We start from the raw sequence: 15,545 nt of genomic DNA, 5'->3' as shown, positions 1-15,545 counted from the left end.
CCACCGGGGTCAGTCACCGAAACCATGAAGGAGTTGGCTGGCCAGGGCGCTCATCTTGTAGATTCGTATGAACGGAGGTCATCAGTAACCTCTCTGTTCTTCCCTGGAAACAGTGAGCACAGCTCTCGAAAGCCCAGGACACAGCCTCGGAGGGGCCGGGACCCACCGTCCTCGGGACCCATGGGCCCGCTCTCCGGAGCCCGAGAACCCGCTCGCGGGTCCTCACCACAGATCCATCGTAGATTTCGAGACAAAGAACGGCGGCGACGAGAATGCGGCTGCGCGCACTGCTGGACACCGACGCGCTGGGCCTGCGGCTGCTCGGCGGCGAGGACGAGCTGGACCGCACCGTGCGCGGTGTGATGACCACGGACCTCAAGGACCCCAGCCGCTACCTCTCGGGCGGCGAGCTGGTCCTCACCGGCCTCGCCTGGCGGCACGACGCCGGCGACTCCGAGCCCTTCGTACGCATCCTCGCGAGCGCCGGGGTCGCGGCCCTCGCCGCCGGTGAGGCGGAGCTGGGCGACGTACCGGACGATCTGATCCTGGCCTGCGCCCGGCACCGGCTGCCGCTGTTCGCGGTGAACGAGTCGGTGGCCTTCGCGACGATCACCGAGCACGTCGTACGGCAGGTCTCGGGCGAGCGCGCCGGAGACCTGGCGGCCGTGGTGGACCGGCACCGGCGGATGATGACGTCCGGTCCCGCGGGGGGCGGGCCCGACGTGGTCCTGGACCTGCTCGGCTCCGACCTGGATCTGCGGGCCTGGGTCCTCTCGCCCACTGGACGGCCCATCGCGGGCTCGAAGCTCGCGGGCCCCGGGCTGCCCGCCGACGTGTGCGCCAAGCTGGCCGCCGAGCACCTGGCGGCGTCGCGCACCGGGCGCCGGGGGCCGCACCGGGTGATGGTGGGCACGACGTCGTACTCGCTCTTCCCGATCCGCTCCTCGGGCCGTTCCACGGGCGCGTCCCGGGACGTGCGCGAGACGGTGCTCTCCGACTGGCTGCTCGCCGTCGAGGCGGACGCCGGGGACTGGCCCGATGAGCGGATCGACCTGCTCCAGGGCGTCACCCAGCTGATCGCGGTGGAGCGGGACCGGCGGGACGCGGCGCGCACGGTGCGGCGGCGGCTCGCGCAGGAGATTTTGGAGCTGGTGCAGACGGGCGCCGCGCCCGCGGAGATCGCGGCGCGCCTGCGGGTCGCCGCGCCGGTGCTGCTGCCGGGCCTCGGCGCCGCGCCGCACTGGCAGGTGGTGGTGGCGCGCGTCGAATGGGAGGGCGGCGAGCTCGAGGGCGGTCCGGTCGCCCAGTCGCTCCTTGAGGAGATCCTCGTCGACCCGTTGTCGTTCGGTCCCGAGCACTCCGACCGCATCGCCGTCGCTCACACGGGTGACGAGGCGATCGCGCTCGTACCCCTTCCGGCGGTGTCGACGGAGCACGACGGCTCCGAGTCGGGACTGCTCGCCGACGCGCTCCTGGAGGCCGTACGGGACCCGCTGACGGCCGGTCTGAACGACGACGGGCGGCTCACGCTCGGCGTCAGCGCCTCCGTGCACTCGGCGGAGGGGCTGCGCGGCGCGCTGGAGGAGGCCCGGCACGCCCGCCGGGTCGCCGCGGCGCGCCCCGGGCGGGTGTGCGCGGCCGGGCACCAGGAGCTCGCCTCGCACGTGCTGCTGCTGCCCTTCGTGCCGGACGACGTGCGCCGGGCGTTCACGGCGCGGCTCCTCGACCCGCTGCGCGACTACGACCGCCGCCACCGCGCCGAGCTGATCCCGACGCTGGAGGCGTTCCTCGACTGCGACGGCTCGTGGACGCGCTGCGCCACGCGGCTGCACCTGCACGTCAACACACTGCGCTACCGGGTGGGCCGTATCGAGCAGTTGACGAGTCGGGACCTGTCGCGCCTGGAGGACAAGCTCGACTTCTTCCTGGCGTTGCGCATGAGCTGAGGTCGCGGAGCCGTGGGCGGCAGGTCCCCAAGTGCCGCCGCTGTCCCACGACTTTGTGAAATCCTTCACCCACCCCCTTGGCCGGGCCCCGCGATCCGTGCTGAGATGCCACCACTCAACAGCTCAATGGTGTGCTCGGGGAGGGCAACGTGGCGCATACCGCCATGTCTGGTTCCGGAACGACTGCAGGGGACGATCCACTCCAGACCGCGGTATGGCGGCTGCGCTCGCGAGCCTGCTGGGCCGACGCGGCCGCGCTGCTCCAGCCGCACACCGCCCCGGCGGCACTGCAAAGAGCGTCGCTGCTCGTCGAACGGTGTCTGTACACCGAGCAGGGCTGGGCCGAGGCGGAGGACGCGCTGCGGACGGCGGAGGCAGTGGCCCGGAGCGACGACGAGCGGGGGGCTGCCGCCTGTGAGCGCGGGCAGCTGGCGTACGCGGCCACGCTGCTCGGCGTGCGCGACCGGGCGGACGAGGCGCGGGCCGCGCTCGGCCGGGCCGCCGCGCTGCTCACGCCCGGGGCGCCAGGGCGGGCCCTCCTTGACTTCCGGCGCGGGCTGCTCGCCGAGAATCTCGCGCGCTCGCCGCAGGCCGCGCGTGCCGCGTATCGGCGCGCTCACGCGGGCGCGGTCGCCCACGGGGACCCGCTGTTGCTCTCGTTCACCTGGCGGCATCTCGCCGGACTTGCCCTGCGGGACGGGGAGTTGGCGGAGGCGCGGCACGGGTTCGCCGAATCCCTCCGGATCCGGGAGGAGTTGGGGTATCTCGTGGGGACGGCTCCGGCGTTGGCGTCTTTGGCCGACGCCGAGGCCGAACCTGAGGCGTCTCGGTTGCGGGCGGAGGCGGGGCGGTTGTTTCGGTTGCTCGGGGGTGTACCTACCTGGCTGGCACAGCAGTTGACTCCGCCTGCGGCGACCGCGTGAGAGCTCGGGGGGCATTCTTGTGGGGCGGCTGCGGGTTGTTCGTGGCTGGTCGCGCCCACGCGGCGGAGTCGCACAGGTCACAGCCCCGCGCCCCTGACGGGGCGCTGCACAGCCCAGGGTCCACAAGAACCGCTTAGCCACTCTGCACACGCGCCAAGAGGTTGCGGGCGAACGTCGCCACGGTGGTGCGGAGTTCGGGGTCGTGAGCCACGTAGACGACCACGGCCACGATCACCAGGAGCGTCAGGAAGCCGCGCAGGCCGCCGCCTCGGCGCCCGCCGTACGACATGGGGCGGTGCATCTGGGGTGTGCCGCCGTGAATGCGGGCCATGTCGTGCATGTGGCGGTGGTGGCGCACATTGTTCTGGTGGATCTGCTGGGCCTGCTGGGCGGCCTGCTGCGCCATCCAGGACGGGTCGGGCATCGGAATCTCCCCCGGGTTCGGTCCGGCTCTCGCCGTGTACCCGGGGGCACGCGGGCGGGGCAGGCCGGGTTCCCGACGTCGGGGGGTGTTGCGCGGACCGTACGGATCCGTGACACGGGCGAGCGGAAGGGCACGCACCCACGGCTTCAGCGGCCGCCTCTGAGGCCCTCCGCTCCCAGGACTTCACCGAGACCCACCACGGGACAGCCGAACAGCCTTGCCAGGACCTGCCCCTGATGCTCCGTCAGAAATGTCAGCGGCGTCAGGAACACCGCCGCGTCAGCATCGGTCCGCGCACAGGCCTCGGCCACTTCGCGGGCCTTTCCCCGGCTCAGGAGAGTTCGCGACGAATACGGCAGGGCCATCTTCTTGGCTCCGCCGCCCGAGACGCCACGCCGCTGGATGATCCGCCCCACGACCCGTGCGCCGCGCGCCGTCATCTCCGCGGCCGCCGAGTCCATGAGCGCGGCGAAGTCCTTCTGCTTGGCGGAGAAGTACCCGACGAGGACGACATCGGCCCCCGCGACCGTCAAGGCCGGAGCCCCCTGGTGCCCCGTCCGTGCCGTCCCCACGCGGCGGGCCGACCGCCGGCCGCGGCTTCGGTCCTGATGCATGGCCCACAGGCTAGACGCGCCGTCGCGTGCGGCGATACGCGTTTTTGCGCGCCCGGCCCCGAGGCCGGGGAACCAGCTCAGGACGCGCCGGCGAAGTGCTCCCGCACCAGGGACTGCACGACCGTCAGGTTCTCGGCGATCAAGGCGTCCAGGAGGGCGGTGTGTTCTGCGGCGTCGGCCACCAGGTCGGCGCGGCCGCGGGAGACGGGGCCGCCGACGAGCGGCCACTGGGCGCGGCGGTGCAGGTCGTCCGCGATCTGCACCAGCTGGGCGTTGCCGGCGAGCGCGAGCACCGCGCGGTGGAAGGAGCGGTCGGACTCGGCGTAGGTCGCGCGGCAGCCCGAGGACGCGGCCCGTACCGTCGCCTCGGCGAGCGGACGCAGCTCCGCCCAGCGCGCGGCGGGCACGGTGCGCGCGAGGCGCAGCATCACCGGGACCTCGATGAGGGAGCGGATCTCGGCGAGCTCGGCCAGCTCACGCGTGCCGCGCCGGACGACCCGGAACCCCCGGTTGGGTACGACCTCGACGGCGCCCTCCAGCGCGAGCTGCTGCATCGCCTCCCGTACGGGCGTCGCGGACACCCCGAAGCGCTCGCCGAGCGCGGGCGCCGAGTACACCTCGCCCGGGGCGAGCTCTCCCGCGACGAGGGCGGTCCGCAGGGCGTCGAGGATCTGCCCGCGCACGGAGGCACGCTGCACGACGGGGCGGGCGCCCTCGGCGCGGGGGCGCGGGATGGGCGTCTCGCTGTGCGTGTGCTCACCACGAGCCGCGGCCCCGACACCGGCTCCGATCCCGGCACCTCCGGAGCCGACCCCCCGCTTGCGGTCCATGTCCGAGGCCTGTGGCTGCACGGGCACCCGAACGGCCCCCGTACGGATGTCCGGGACCCCCGCCCCGGCGGAGCCGTGCGCGCTGCGCGGACCGGCCTGCTCCACGGGGTCCTCCTCCGGGCTTGGTCGTACTTGGGGGTCATTGCGGCGGTTGTCACCCGTCCGCCAAGCACCATAGGCGCACATGGCCTCAGTTCAAACATCCAAAAAAATGGGTAAGGTAAGCCTAACCTGCTAACGATCGTGAAGCGAAGGTTCCCCATGCCCGCTCCCGCCCTGCCCTCGGGCACCCCGGCCGGCCCCGACGCACGCCCGGCCCCCTCGGCCGTCGCGGAAGCGTACGCCCAGCTGACCGAGGTCTTTCCCGGGCTGAGCGTCACGGAGCTGGGACACGGGGAAGCGGAGCCACGGGACGGCGGCTGGGTCGCCGCCGCGCGGCTCGCGGAGGGCGGGGCCGATCTCGACACGTTTCTCGCGTGGGACGAGGTGCAGGTGATCCGGGACTACGGACAGCGGGCGCGCCCGGACGTCATCGCCAGCTTCGGGCTGCACCGGTACGCCTGGCCCGCCTGTCTGCTGATCACCGCGCCGTGGTTCCTGCTGCGCCGCGTGCCCCGCTTCCCTGTGGAGCACGTCACATACGAGCGCACCCTCGGCCGCATGGCCGTCCGCGTCACCACCTTCGCCTGTCTGCCCGACGACCCGGCGGCCGGCCTGCCCGGCGCCCGCGTCGTACCCGACGAGGAGGCCCTGCGGGCCGAGGTGCGGGCCGCCGTGGCCGAGCACCTGGAACCGGTGCTCGGCGGCTTCGGCCCACGCATGCGGCGGCGCGGCCGGGCCCTGTGGGGCATGGCGACCGACGAGATCGTCGAGGGCCTCTGGTACGTCGCCCACCTCCTCGGCGAGGAGCGGCGCGCGATGCGCGAGCTGGAGCAGCTGCTGCCGGGGGCGACCCGGCCGTACGTCGGTTCCGCCGCGTTCCGCGAACTGACCGGTCCGGACGGAGAGTCGCTGCCCACCCGCGACCGCGCGAGCTGCTGCCTCTTCTACACGCTGCGCCCCGAGGACACCTGCGCCACCTGCCCGCGCACCTGCGACGCCGACCGCGTCGCCAAGTTGACGGCTGGCGCGGCCAGTTGAGGCGTCCCGCGGAGCGTTCCGGCCCGCGCGTGTCCTAAGATCAACCCCCACTGAGACTCCCCACCGACTTCCCCACGGGGTTCCGCGCGGATTACAGGCGATTCACAACTTCCTCACTTGTCGCAGGAAGTTTCCTTGGAACCATCCGTGCGGGTAATCTTATTCGCACTCAACTCCCGTCCCTCGCCCGGCAGTTCGAGCAGAAAGTCGCCCTGCGCATCCCCTTGCACTCCCTTGGCGGCCTCTTGCCCCGAAACCCCCTGAGGGCCGACGTGATTGGGCCACTATGGCGGGCGTTACGCCCTATCCCAATGCAAGGGACCCCAGATGAGACTTACCGACATATCGCTGAACTGGCTGCTTCCGGGCGCCGTTCTGCTCCTGGGACTGCTGGCGGCGGTGGCGGTGCTCACGCGCGGCAAGCGGTCCGGGGAGAGCGCGAGCAGCGACGACTCGTGGGAGCGCAGCGAGGAGCGCCGCAGGCGTAAGGAGGCCATATACGGCACGGCCTCCTATGTACTGCTGTTCTGCTGTGCCGCGGTCGCCGCGGCACTCTCCTTCCACGGCCTGGTCGGCTTCGGTGAGCAGAACCTCGGTCTCTCCGACGGCTGGGAGTACCTGGTCCCGTTCGGCCTGGACGGCGCGGCCATGTTCTGCTCCGTACTCGCGGTGCGCGAGGCCAGCCACGGTGACGCGGCGCTCGGCTCCCGGATACTCGTGTGGACGTTCGCGGGCGCGGCGGCCTGGTTCAACTGGGTGCACGCTCCCCGGGGCATCGACCACGCCGGTGCCCCGCAGTTCTTCGCGGGCATGTCGCTGTCGGCCGCGGTGCTGTTCGACCGCGCACTGAAGCAGACCCGCCGTGCCGCGCTGCGTGAGCAGGGCCTGGTCCCGCGTCCGCTGCCGCAGATCCGGATCGTCCGCTGGCTGCGCGCGCCCCGTGAGACGTACAGCGCCTGGTCGCTGATGTTGCTTGAGAACGTCCGCAGCCTTGACGAGGCCGTGGACGAGGTGCGCGAGGACCGCCGCCAGAAGGAGCAGAACCGACTGCGCCGCCGGAACGAGGAGCGCGTCAACCGGGCGCACCTCAAGGCGCTCAGCCGTGGCCACCGGGGCCTGGCCGGCCGCGGTGGCGGACGGGAACTCGAGACGGCGACCGTGGAGCGGGCCTCCGCTCAGGCCTCCGCGGAGCCTGCCATATCAACCCCGGAGCAGCTGCCCGTACGCTCACGGCCCTCCCTTACGCCCGTCCGCCACAGTACTGAGCCGTTCACCGTCGACCTCACCGCCGAGGACGACACGACGGCCCTGCCGCGACTCGACTCCCTGGAGCGCAAGCTCAAGGATCTCGAGCAGCAGTTCGGCTGACTGCCAGGCTCAGGCCCGCATGGCCCGGCCGGTTTCCGGCCGGGCCCGGACAGGACAACGGCGGCGTGGTGTCTACACCACGCCGCCGTCCAGTTCGAACCACACCGCCTTGCCCACGCCATGTGCCCGTACTCCCCACGCGTCCGCGAGGGACTGTACGAGGACGAGGCCTCTGCCATGTGTACCGTCGTCGGCGTTCGGTACCCGCAGTCTGGGCCTGCGTCCCACGAAGTCCCTTACTTCCACGCGGAGTCCGCGGGGTCCGACGGTCGCCGTCAGGACCGCGTCGTGGTCGGTGTGAATGAGTGCGTTGGTGACGAGCTCGCTGGTCAGCAGCTCGGCTATCTCGGACCTTCCCGGCCTCCCCCAGTGCCGTAACAGTTCCCTCAGTGCCTTCCGGGCCTCGGGCACCGCCCGCAGGTCCGCCCTGCCCAGCCTGCGCCTGAGCTGCGCGCCGCCCGGCTGGTCCGTCGCTTTGTCGGCCTCTTCCTCCACTGCCTTCGCAGAGGAGGCTCCGGTGGCCACGGGACCACCTCCTCGTGCCTGCCTCTTCATGACCCCCGCCTGCACGCCGATGTCGATTCCCCTCCTGCTCAACCACGTTCACGGGAATCCATGCCCCGTCAGGAACGCGACAGTCATGTCGAATCGTCAACCACCCGCCGTGCCGCCGCGGATGCGCCGCGTTCGTCCGGGGAAGTGAAACTCTGGGCAGAGCCGTCCCAACGCCGAGGAGCCGCCGTGCACGACGACCGTTCGCTGGTGGAGGGGCGCCTGGAGCGCGCGCTGCGGCAGTTCCTGCGCCCCGCGCAGTACGCGGACCGGGTGCCGCTGGTGCTGTCCGTGTGGCATCTGCCCGGCGAGCCGGTCCCGGTCGACCAGGCACTCCAGGCCGCGTACGAGCCCTTCACGACCGGTACGGTCTGGGGAAAGCCCTGGTCGACGAGTTGGTTCCGCATCGAGGGCCGGGTGCCCGAGGAGTGGGCGGGCCGCCAGGTGGAGGTGCTGGTCGACCCCGGGTTCACGGGGGACGGGCCCGGTTTCCAGGCGGAGGGCCTCCTGTACGACGCGGCGGGCGTCCCCCTCAAGGGCATCCATCCACGCAACCGGCACCTGACCGTCGGAGCGCCCGCAAGGGGAGGGGAGGCGGTCCATCTGCTGCTGGAGGCGGCGGCCAACCCGGCCGTCCTGCACGGCTTCGAGCCTACGCTCCTCGGGGACGTGCTGACCGCGGGCGATCGGCCCATCTACCGATTCGCGGCTGCCGATCTCGCCGTACTCGACGAGGACGTGTGGCGGCTGGTCCTCGACGCCGAGGTGCTGTCGGAGCTGATGCACGAGCTGCCCGCGGACCGGTCGCGGCGGCACGAGATCCTGCGCGCCCTCGAGGACATGCTGGACGCTCTCGACCTGCACGACGTCGCCGGCACGGCGGGCGCCGCGCGGTCCCGGCTCACGGACATCCTGTCCCGGCCCGCCTCGGCGAGCGCGCACCGGATCTCGGCGGCCGGTCACGCGCACATCGACTCGGCATGGCTGTGGCCGCTGCGCGAGACGGTCCGCAAGGCCTCCCGCACCTTCGCCAATGTCACCGCGCTGGCCCGCGACTACCCGGAGCTGGTCTTCGCCTGCTCGCAGGCCCAGCAGTACGCCTGGGTCAAGGAGCACCAGCCGCACATCTGGCAGCGCATCAAGAAGGCGGTGGGGCAGGGGAATTGGGCTCCCGTCGGCTCCATGTGGGTCGAGTCCGACGCCAACATGCCCGGCGGCGAGGCGCTGGCCCGGCAGATCGTGCACGGCAAGCGGTTCTTCCAGGAGGAGCTGGGCGTCGAGACCGAGGAGATCTGGCTGCCCGACTCCTTCGGCTACACGGCCGCCTTCCCGCAGCTGGCGAAGCTCGCGGGCGTCCGCTGGTTCCTCACCCAGAAGCTGAGCTGGAACCAGTCCAACAAGATGCCGCACCACACCTTCTGGTGGGAGGGCATCGACGGCACCCGCGTCTTCACCCACTTCCCGCCCGTGGACACGTGCAACTCACAGTTCCACGCCCGCGAACTCGCCCACGCGGAACGCAACTTTGCCGACAAGGGCCGCGCGACCCGCTCCCTCGTCCCCTTCGGCTGGGGCGACGGCGGAGGCGGCCCGACCCGCGAAATGCTGGAGAAGGCCCGGCGATTGCGGTCCCTGGAGGGCTCGCCGCGCGTCGAGATCGAGAAGCCGTCGGCGTTCTTCGCGGCCGCCGAGGAGGAGTACGGCCCGCTCGCTCCGGTGTGGTCCGGCGAGCTCTATCTCGAGCTGCACCGGGCCACGTACACCACCCAGGCGAAGACCAAGCAGGGCAACCGGCGCTGCGAACACGCCCTGCGCGAGGCCGAGTTGTGGTGCACGGCGGCGGCCGTGCGCGATCCGTCGTACGCCTACCCGTACGACGCCCTCGACCGGCTCTGGAAGACGGTGCTGCTGCACCAGTTCCACGACATCCTGCCGGGCTCGTCGATCGCGTGGGTGCACCGTGAGGCGCGGGAGACGTACGCGCGGGTACTGGCGGAGCTGGCGGAGATCACGGCGGAGGCGGTACGGGCGCTGGGGCCGGGCTCGCCCACGGTGCTGAACGCCTCGCCGTACGAGCGCACGGAGGTGGTCGGGGACGAGCTGGTGACCGTGCCGGGGCTGGGGAGCGCGGCCCGCCCGGCCGTGGACACCGAGGGTGTCCGGGCGGAACGGGCGCATGGCTCGATCCTGTTGGAGAACGGGTGGCTGCGCGTGACGGTCGACCGCGACGGGCTGCTCTCCTCGGTCCGGGACCGGACGGCGGACCGGGAAGTGCTCAGCGGACCCGGCAACCTCCTCCAGCTGCACCCGGACCACCCCAACGCGTGGGACGCCTGGGACATCGACCGGCACTACCGGCGCACGCACACGGATCTGACGGCCGCCGAGTCGGTGGAACTCGTGGAGAGCGGGCCGCTGCGGGCGGTGGTGCGCGTCATCCGCGTCTTCGGCAAGTCCCGCGTCACCCAGGAGATCCGGCTGAGCGCCGCGAGCCGCCGCCTCGACATCGTGACGGACATCGACTGGCAGGAGTCGGAGAAGGTGCTCAAGGCCGCCTTCCCGCTGGACGTGCACGCCGAACGGTCCGCCGCCGAGATCCAGTTCGGGCACGTGCACCGCCCCACCCACACCAACACCGGCTGGGACGCCGCCCGTTTCGAGATCTGCGCCCACCGCTGGCTGCGGGTCGCGGAGGAGGCGTACGGGGTCGCGGTGCTCAACGACTCGACGTACGGCCATGATGTGACCCGCGTTCCGCACCCCGAGGGCCTCGGCACCACCGTACGGCTGACCCTTCTGCGCGCCCCGCACAGCCCGGACCCGGAGACGGACCTGGGCACGCACCGGTTCACGTACGCGCTGCTGCCGGGGGCGGGCGTGGGGGACGCCGTCGCGGAGGGGCTCGCGCTGAACCTGCCGCTGCGGGCGGCCGAGGCTCCCTCGCTCGATCCGCTGGTCGGCGTGGACAACCCGGCCGTCACCATCGAGTCGGTCAAGCTCGCGGAGGACCGCAGCGGCGATGTGGTGGTCCGGCTGTACGAGTCCCGGGGCGGGCGCGCGCGGGCCAGGCTGAGCACGGGCTTCGCGGTGGCGCGGGCCGAGGTGACCGACCTGCTGGAACGGCCGCTGCACGAAGCCCCGTCGGACTTCGAGCTGCGGCCGTTCCAGATCCTCACGCTGCGGTTGCGCCCGGCGTAGGCCCCGGCCGGGGCGGGCTGTGCTACGCGGAGGGTCGCGGATTCCTGTCCGGCGGAGCCGTACAAGGTGTGCCCACTGGCTGCGGTGCGGAGCACCGTAGGGATCTGCCCCGGTACTGGTACGCCAACCGCCAGTGGGTCCCTCTCACCAGCTGAAGCCGGCTCACAGTTCGCCCATCGAATGCAGTCGGGCGAACTCGTCGGCGAGCATGCCCATGATGACGACATCGTGGTGCCGGCCGGCGAAGAACGCGTGATCGCGGAGGCGGCCCTCCTCGATGAAACCGAGCCGACGTTGAAGTGCCAGCGATGCCTCGTTGTGTGCGAAGACCCGCGCTCCGCACTTGTGAAAGCGCCGCTCGGCGAACATGAAGCGCAGCAGCATCACCACGGCTTCCGCCGCGTAGCCCTTACGCCGATGATCAGCGCCCATCGTGACGCCGTACTCGAACCGGCCCGCACGTGGATCGGCGTGGTGCGAGCCGACCGTACCGACCATTTCCCCCGTGTCGACGGCTTCGACCGCCAACTGGAAGCAGTCGCCATCGGGGTTGCCGGCGGCCTGCTCCTTCGTCCAGGCACGGTAGCCCTCGGCGGAACGGGGGGCGTGCAACAGGTCCCCCAACCGCTCCTCGTCATGGGCGAAGCGCATGAACGCGGTCCAGTCGTCGGGCTCTATACCGCGCAGGCGTACCCGCTTGCCAGTCCAGAATGAAGCCATCCCCCATTTGATCACGCTGCGGCGCGCACCCGACGTCGAGCGACAGGCTAAGGCCGCGGCACGTTCCGCAGATTGGAGCGGGCCATCTGCACCATGCGGCCGACCCCGCCGTCCAGCACCATCTTCGACGCGGACAGTGCGAAGCCCGTCACCATCTCCGCGCTGATCTTCGGCGGGATGGACAGGGCGTTGGGGTCGGTGACGATGTCCACGAGGGCCGGGCCCTTGTGTTTGAAGGCGTCCTTCAGGGCGCCCGCGAGCTGCTTGGGCTTCTCGACGCGGACGCCGTACGCGCCGCAGGCGCGGGCCACCGCGGCGAAGTCGGGGTTCTTGTTCGTCGTGCCGTACGAGGGAAGACCGGCCACCAGCATCTCCAACTCGACCATGCTCAGGGAGGAGTTGTTGAAGAGGACGACCTTCACCGGCAGGTCGTGCTGGACGAGGGTGAGGAAGTCGCCCATCAGCATGGAGAATCCACCGTCGCCGGACATCGAGACGACCTGCCGGTTCCGGTCGGTGAACTGGGCGCCGATCGCCATCGGCAGCGCGTTCGCCATCGAGCCGTGCGAGAACGAACCGATGACGCGGCGGCGGCCGTTGGGCGAGATGTAGCGGGCCGCCCAGACATTGCACATGCCGGTATCGACCGTGAACACCGCGTCCTCGGCGGCGAGTTCGTCGAGCACGGCGGCGACGTACTCGGGGTGGATCGGGACGTGCTTCTCGACCTTCCTCGTATACGCCTTGACGACGCCTTCGAGCGTGTCGGCGTGTTTCTTCAGCATCTTGTCGAGAAAGCGCCGGTTCTCCTTGGGCTTCACCCGCGGGATGAGACAGCGCAAGGTCTCCTTCACATCGCCCCAGACCGCCAGGTCCAGCTTGGAGCGGCGGCCCAAGCGCTCGGGCCGGACGTCGACTTGGGCGATCTTGACGTCGTCGGGCAGGAACGCGTTGTACGGGAAGTCGGTGCCGAGCAGGATCAGGAGGTCGCACTCGTGGGTGGCCTCGTAGGCGGCGCCGTAGCCGAGGAGTCCGCTCATGCCGACGTCGAAGGGGTTGTCGTACTGGATCCATTCCTTGCCCCGCAGCGCGTGCCCGACCGGGGACTTGATCTTCTCCGCGAACTCCATCACCTCGGCGTGCCCGCCCGCCGTGCCACTGCCGCAGAAGAGCGTGACCTTGTCGGCCTCGTCGATCATCGCGACGAGCTTGTCGATCTCGGCGTCGCCGGGGCGGACACTGGGCCGGGACGTGACGAGGGCGGTCTCGACGGCCTTGTCCGGGGCGGGCTCGGAGGCGATGTCGCCGGGGAGGGACACGACGCTGACGCCCGACTGGCCCACCGCGTGCTGGATGGCCGTCTGGAGCAGCCTCGGCATCTGCTTCGGGCTGGAGATCAGTTCGCTGTAGTGACTGCACTCGCGGAAGAGCTGGTCGGGGTGGGTCTCCTGGAAGTAGCCGAGGCCGATCTCGCTGGAGGGGATGTGCGAGGCGAGGGCGAGGACCGGGGCCATGGAGCGGTGGGCGTCGTACAGGCCGTTGATGAGGTGGAGGTTGCCGGGGCCGCAGGAGCCCGCGCAGGCGGTGAGCTTGCCGGTGATCTGCGCCTCCGCGCCCGCGGCGAAGGCGGCGGTCTCCTCGTGCCGGACGTGGATCCAGTCGATCGCGGAGTTGCGCCGGATCGCGTCCACGACCGGGTTGAGGCTGTCGCCGACGACTCCGTACAGACGTTTGACGCCCGCACGGACGAGGATGTCGACAAACTGCTCGGCGACGTTCTGCTTGGCCATGCTGCACGCACCCCTTTGTGATCCTGGGATCCCTCGGGTCCATCCCTTGGGTCCATGAATTCACAGGGAGCGCGATTACGCCTCCCAAACAGCCGCGGCCGTCCGATCGTCGGCGTACCCCTTGACCCGTACCAGGGTGTCCGCGAGGAACGCCGCGAGGCCCGGCGGTTCCCCCGCCGACCACCGCGTCGTCAGATGTTCGGCGAGCTCGGGTTCGCCGCGCAGGGGCTCCGCCAGGCCGCCGGTGCAGAGCAGCAGCGTGTCACCCGGGCGGGCTACGGAGGCGCGGAAACGGAAGGGGTCACGGGGTGGCACGGGGGCGGGCTCGTACGGGCTCGGGGGCGTCGTGATGCCCAGGTCCATGGTGAGCCGGTCGCCCTCGGGCGTCTCGTGGGGCAGCGATCCGAAGCCGACGACGGCATCGCCGGTGGCCTCCGCGACCCGCGGCTCGATGTCCTGCCACTCGCCGTCCCGCAACCGGAACAGGCCCCCGGCCCCGACGCCGAAGAAGACGCGCGTACGGCACTCCGGGTCGGCGGGCAGCAGCAGGCACCGCAGGCTGGCGGTGTACTCCTCGGGTTCGATGCCCTGCTCGGCCGCGGTCGCCCGCAGCTTGCCGAGGCTGCGGTCGGTGAGCCGGTGCAGCCCGGACTTGAGGTCCCCGCGCCGGGCGGCCCGGATGTCCTCGGCCAGCTGCGCGTGGCTGCGGCCCACGGCCCGCCCGATCCACTGGCACGCCTCGGCGGCCGCCCGGTGCGCGTCCGGCGTGGCCCGGGCCCCGGTCGCCATCGCCACGAGCACCAGCGCCTGCTCCCCCGTCCCGAACCGTGCGGTGAGCAGCGAGTCCCGGCGCGGCTCGCCCCGGTAGCGCGCGGAGTCCCCGCGCACGGACACCGCGCGCAGGGTGCTGGTCCCGTAGTGCGCCCCGTCCAGCACCGTGTCGGCGACCAGGTCGTCCAGGTCGTCCGGGTCCGCGGGCGGGAGCGCGGTCGGCTCGGCGTCGTAGGTGGGCGGGCCGGAGCCCACGTGGTCGACGGCGGGTGGCTGGTGGGGGACGGAGAGGGCGGGCTCGCGGGGCGGCGTGTCCTGCGGGGCGGAGCCGGGTCGCGGGGCGTCGGCCGGGGCGAGGGGCACGGTGTCGCCCGGGGCCGTGGCGGGGAGCGGTGGCGCGTCCGCGGGCGCCCTCGACCCGGGCACCGCCGCGACGGGCGGCTCCGTGGACGGACGGCTCGGGGGCTCCTGCGCGCGGAATCCCGGCGGTGTCGGCCCGGGCGGAAACGTCGCGGGAGCCGGCGGATCGGCCGGCGGGGGCGCCCAGGGGGCGGGCTGCGGGGTGAGACCACTGCGCTGGAGCGGGCCGGGGTCGGCGCTCGCCCCGGGGACGTCATCGCGCTCCCACCGGCCGGGGCGCGGCGCCGGCCCCGCACCGCGCCCGCCCTCACCGCGCGGCCCCTCACCACGCGGCGTCGCGCCGGGCCAGGCCCCGGAGCCACCGGCGCGCTGGTCCGGCACGGCGGGAGACTGCTCCGGTAGGGCGGAGGGCCGCTCCGGAAGAGCAGGTGACTGTTGCGGTACGGCGGGTGGCCCCTCCGGCACGCCAGGAGGCTGTCCCCGCAAGGCAGGAGGCAGTCCCTGCGGGGCAGGAGGCCGCTCCGGCTGAGGCGGGACATCGAAATCCCCCTCGGGCCGGGGCCCGGACTCGGCCTCGAGCCCGCGCTCACCCCCACGTTCAAGCTCAAGCTCGGTCGAATCCGGTCGCGGTGCAGCCCCCAGCCCCACCGTCCCGGCGGCCGACGCGAACCGGTCGTCGAGGGAATCCGCCGCGGACACGGGTCCCGTGTCCTCGGTGGAGTCGTCGTACAACTGCCCCCACCAGTCGTCCTCATGACCGGTGGGCTTCTCCCCCTGCTGGCTCATGCCCCTAATTGTCCACCGCGAGAGCCGGATGAAAACGGGGCATCCGGAAAAACCGGCCAGGGGACTGATTGTCGAACGGCGTGTCGGACGACGCCTCGAACGGCAATGCGAGAGCGGCCGGCC

At 71.9% G+C, this 15,545-nt stretch carries 12 protein-coding genes; 5 read left to right on the top strand and 7 right to left on the bottom strand.

Annotated features, from left to right (window positions below; all coding sequences use genetic code 11):
- Window positions 1-272 precede the first annotated feature (272 nt).
- Together ACZ4WS_RS19450 and ACZ4WS_RS19445 are read left to right on the top strand one after the other, a co-directional pair.
- Window positions 273-1,946 carry a PucR family transcriptional regulator gene (locus tag ACZ4WS_RS19450; protein ID WP_467981924.1) on the top strand — a complete coding sequence of 558 codons (1,674 nt, stop codon included), beginning with the start codon at window positions 273-275 and terminating at the stop codon, window positions 1,944-1,946.
- Between the two features lie 149 nt (window positions 1,947-2,095).
- Entirely contained in the window at window positions 2,096-2,869 is a 774-nt protein-coding gene (locus ACZ4WS_RS19445) for a hypothetical protein (protein ID WP_467981922.1), read from the top strand.
- 133 nt (window positions 2,870-3,002) lie between these two features.
- On the opposite strand, the gene ACZ4WS_RS19440 is transcribed toward ACZ4WS_RS19445, so the two are convergent.
- From ACZ4WS_RS19440 to ACZ4WS_RS19430, 3 genes are all read right to left on the bottom strand, one after another.
- Window positions 3,003-3,293 carry a hypothetical protein gene (locus ACZ4WS_RS19440; protein WP_467981920.1) on the bottom strand — a complete coding sequence of 97 codons (291 nt, stop codon included), beginning with the start codon at window positions 3,291-3,293 and terminating at the stop codon, window positions 3,003-3,005.
- Between the two features lie 146 nt (window positions 3,294-3,439).
- Entirely contained in the window at window positions 3,440-3,907 is a 468-nt protein-coding gene (locus tag ACZ4WS_RS19435; protein ID WP_467981918.1) for a hypothetical protein, read from the bottom strand.
- 77 nt (window positions 3,908-3,984) lie between these two features.
- Window positions 3,985-4,842: a GntR family transcriptional regulator gene (locus ACZ4WS_RS19430; protein ID WP_467981916.1), complete on the bottom strand. Its 858-nt coding sequence runs from the start codon at window positions 4,840-4,842 to the stop codon at window positions 3,985-3,987.
- A 156-nt stretch (window positions 4,843-4,998) separates the two neighbouring features.
- On the opposite strand from ACZ4WS_RS19430, the gene ACZ4WS_RS19425 reads away from it, so the two are divergent.
- Both ACZ4WS_RS19425 and ACZ4WS_RS19420 read left to right on the top strand, forming a co-directional pair.
- Entirely contained in the window at window positions 4,999-5,877 is an 879-nt protein-coding gene (locus ACZ4WS_RS19425) for a (2Fe-2S)-binding protein (protein WP_467981914.1), read from the top strand.
- 327 nt (window positions 5,878-6,204) lie between these two features.
- Window positions 6,205-7,245, top strand: a complete 1,041-nt coding sequence (locus ACZ4WS_RS19420) for a DUF2637 domain-containing protein (RefSeq protein ID WP_467981913.1) — start codon at window positions 6,205-6,207, stop codon at window positions 7,243-7,245.
- Between the two features lie 72 nt (window positions 7,246-7,317).
- Here ACZ4WS_RS19420 and ACZ4WS_RS19415 read toward each other — a convergent pair whose 3' ends face one another.
- A complete protein-coding gene (locus ACZ4WS_RS19415) occupies window positions 7,318-7,800 on the bottom strand; it encodes an ATP-binding protein (protein ID WP_467981911.1) in 483 nt (160 codons plus the stop codon).
- Window positions 7,801-7,986: 186 nt separating this feature from the next.
- Here ACZ4WS_RS19415 and ACZ4WS_RS19410 point away from each other — a divergent pair, with 186 nt between their 5' ends.
- Window positions 7,987-10,995 carry an alpha-mannosidase gene (locus ACZ4WS_RS19410; protein WP_467981909.1) on the top strand — a complete coding sequence of 1,003 codons (3,009 nt, stop codon included), beginning with the start codon at window positions 7,987-7,989 and terminating at the stop codon, window positions 10,993-10,995.
- Window positions 10,996-11,157: 162 nt separating this feature from the next.
- On the opposite strand, the gene ACZ4WS_RS19405 is transcribed toward ACZ4WS_RS19410, so the two are convergent.
- From ACZ4WS_RS19405 to ACZ4WS_RS19395, 3 genes are all read right to left on the bottom strand, one after another.
- On the bottom strand, window positions 11,158-11,715 hold the full coding sequence (locus ACZ4WS_RS19405) for a GNAT family N-acetyltransferase (protein WP_467982248.1): 558 nt from the start codon (window positions 11,713-11,715) through the stop codon (window positions 11,158-11,160).
- Between the two features lie 47 nt (window positions 11,716-11,762).
- Window positions 11,763-13,505: a pyruvate dehydrogenase gene (locus tag ACZ4WS_RS19400; protein ID WP_467981907.1), complete on the bottom strand. Its 1,743-nt coding sequence runs from the start codon at window positions 13,503-13,505 to the stop codon at window positions 11,763-11,765.
- Between the two features lie 75 nt (window positions 13,506-13,580).
- The gene (locus ACZ4WS_RS19395; protein ID WP_467981906.1) at window positions 13,581-15,422 is read right to left on the bottom strand and encodes a protein phosphatase 2C domain-containing protein; all 1,842 of its coding nucleotides are present in this window, start codon (window positions 15,420-15,422) and stop codon (window positions 13,581-13,583) included.
- Window positions 15,423-15,545: the final 123 nt, after the last annotated feature.

Source organism: Streptomyces sp. NPDC029292 (assembly GCF_055569295.1).
This window is presented reverse-complemented; position numbering and strand designations above follow the sequence as displayed.

Excerpts from the sequence above, each read along its gene's own strand:
- ACZ4WS_RS19450 (WP_467981924.1), top strand. The coding sequence starts at position 273 with ATGCGGCTGCGCGCACTGCTGGACACCGACGCGCTGGGCCTGCGGCTG.
- ACZ4WS_RS19440 (WP_467981920.1), bottom strand. The coding sequence starts at position 3,293 with ATGCCCGACCCGTCCTGGATGGCGCAGCAGGCCGCCCAGCAGGCCCAG.
- ACZ4WS_RS19435 (WP_467981918.1), bottom strand. The coding sequence starts at position 3,907 with ATGCATCAGGACCGAAGCCGCGGCCGGCGGTCGGCCCGCCGCGTGGGG.
- ACZ4WS_RS19425 (WP_467981914.1), top strand. The coding sequence starts at position 4,999 with ATGCCCGCTCCCGCCCTGCCCTCGGGCACCCCGGCCGGCCCCGACGCA.
- ACZ4WS_RS19420 (WP_467981913.1), top strand. The coding sequence starts at position 6,205 with ATGAGACTTACCGACATATCGCTGAACTGGCTGCTTCCGGGCGCCGTT.
- ACZ4WS_RS19415 (WP_467981911.1), bottom strand. The coding sequence starts at position 7,800 with ATGAAGAGGCAGGCACGAGGAGGTGGTCCCGTGGCCACCGGAGCCTCC.
- ACZ4WS_RS19405 (WP_467982248.1), bottom strand. The coding sequence starts at position 11,715 with ATGGCTTCATTCTGGACTGGCAAGCGGGTACGCCTGCGCGGTATAGAG.
- ACZ4WS_RS19400 (WP_467981907.1), bottom strand. The coding sequence starts at position 13,505 with ATGGCCAAGCAGAACGTCGCCGAGCAGTTTGTCGACATCCTCGTCCGT.
- ACZ4WS_RS19395 (WP_467981906.1), bottom strand. The coding sequence starts at position 15,422 with ATGAGCCAGCAGGGGGAGAAGCCCACCGGTCATGAGGACGACTGGTGG.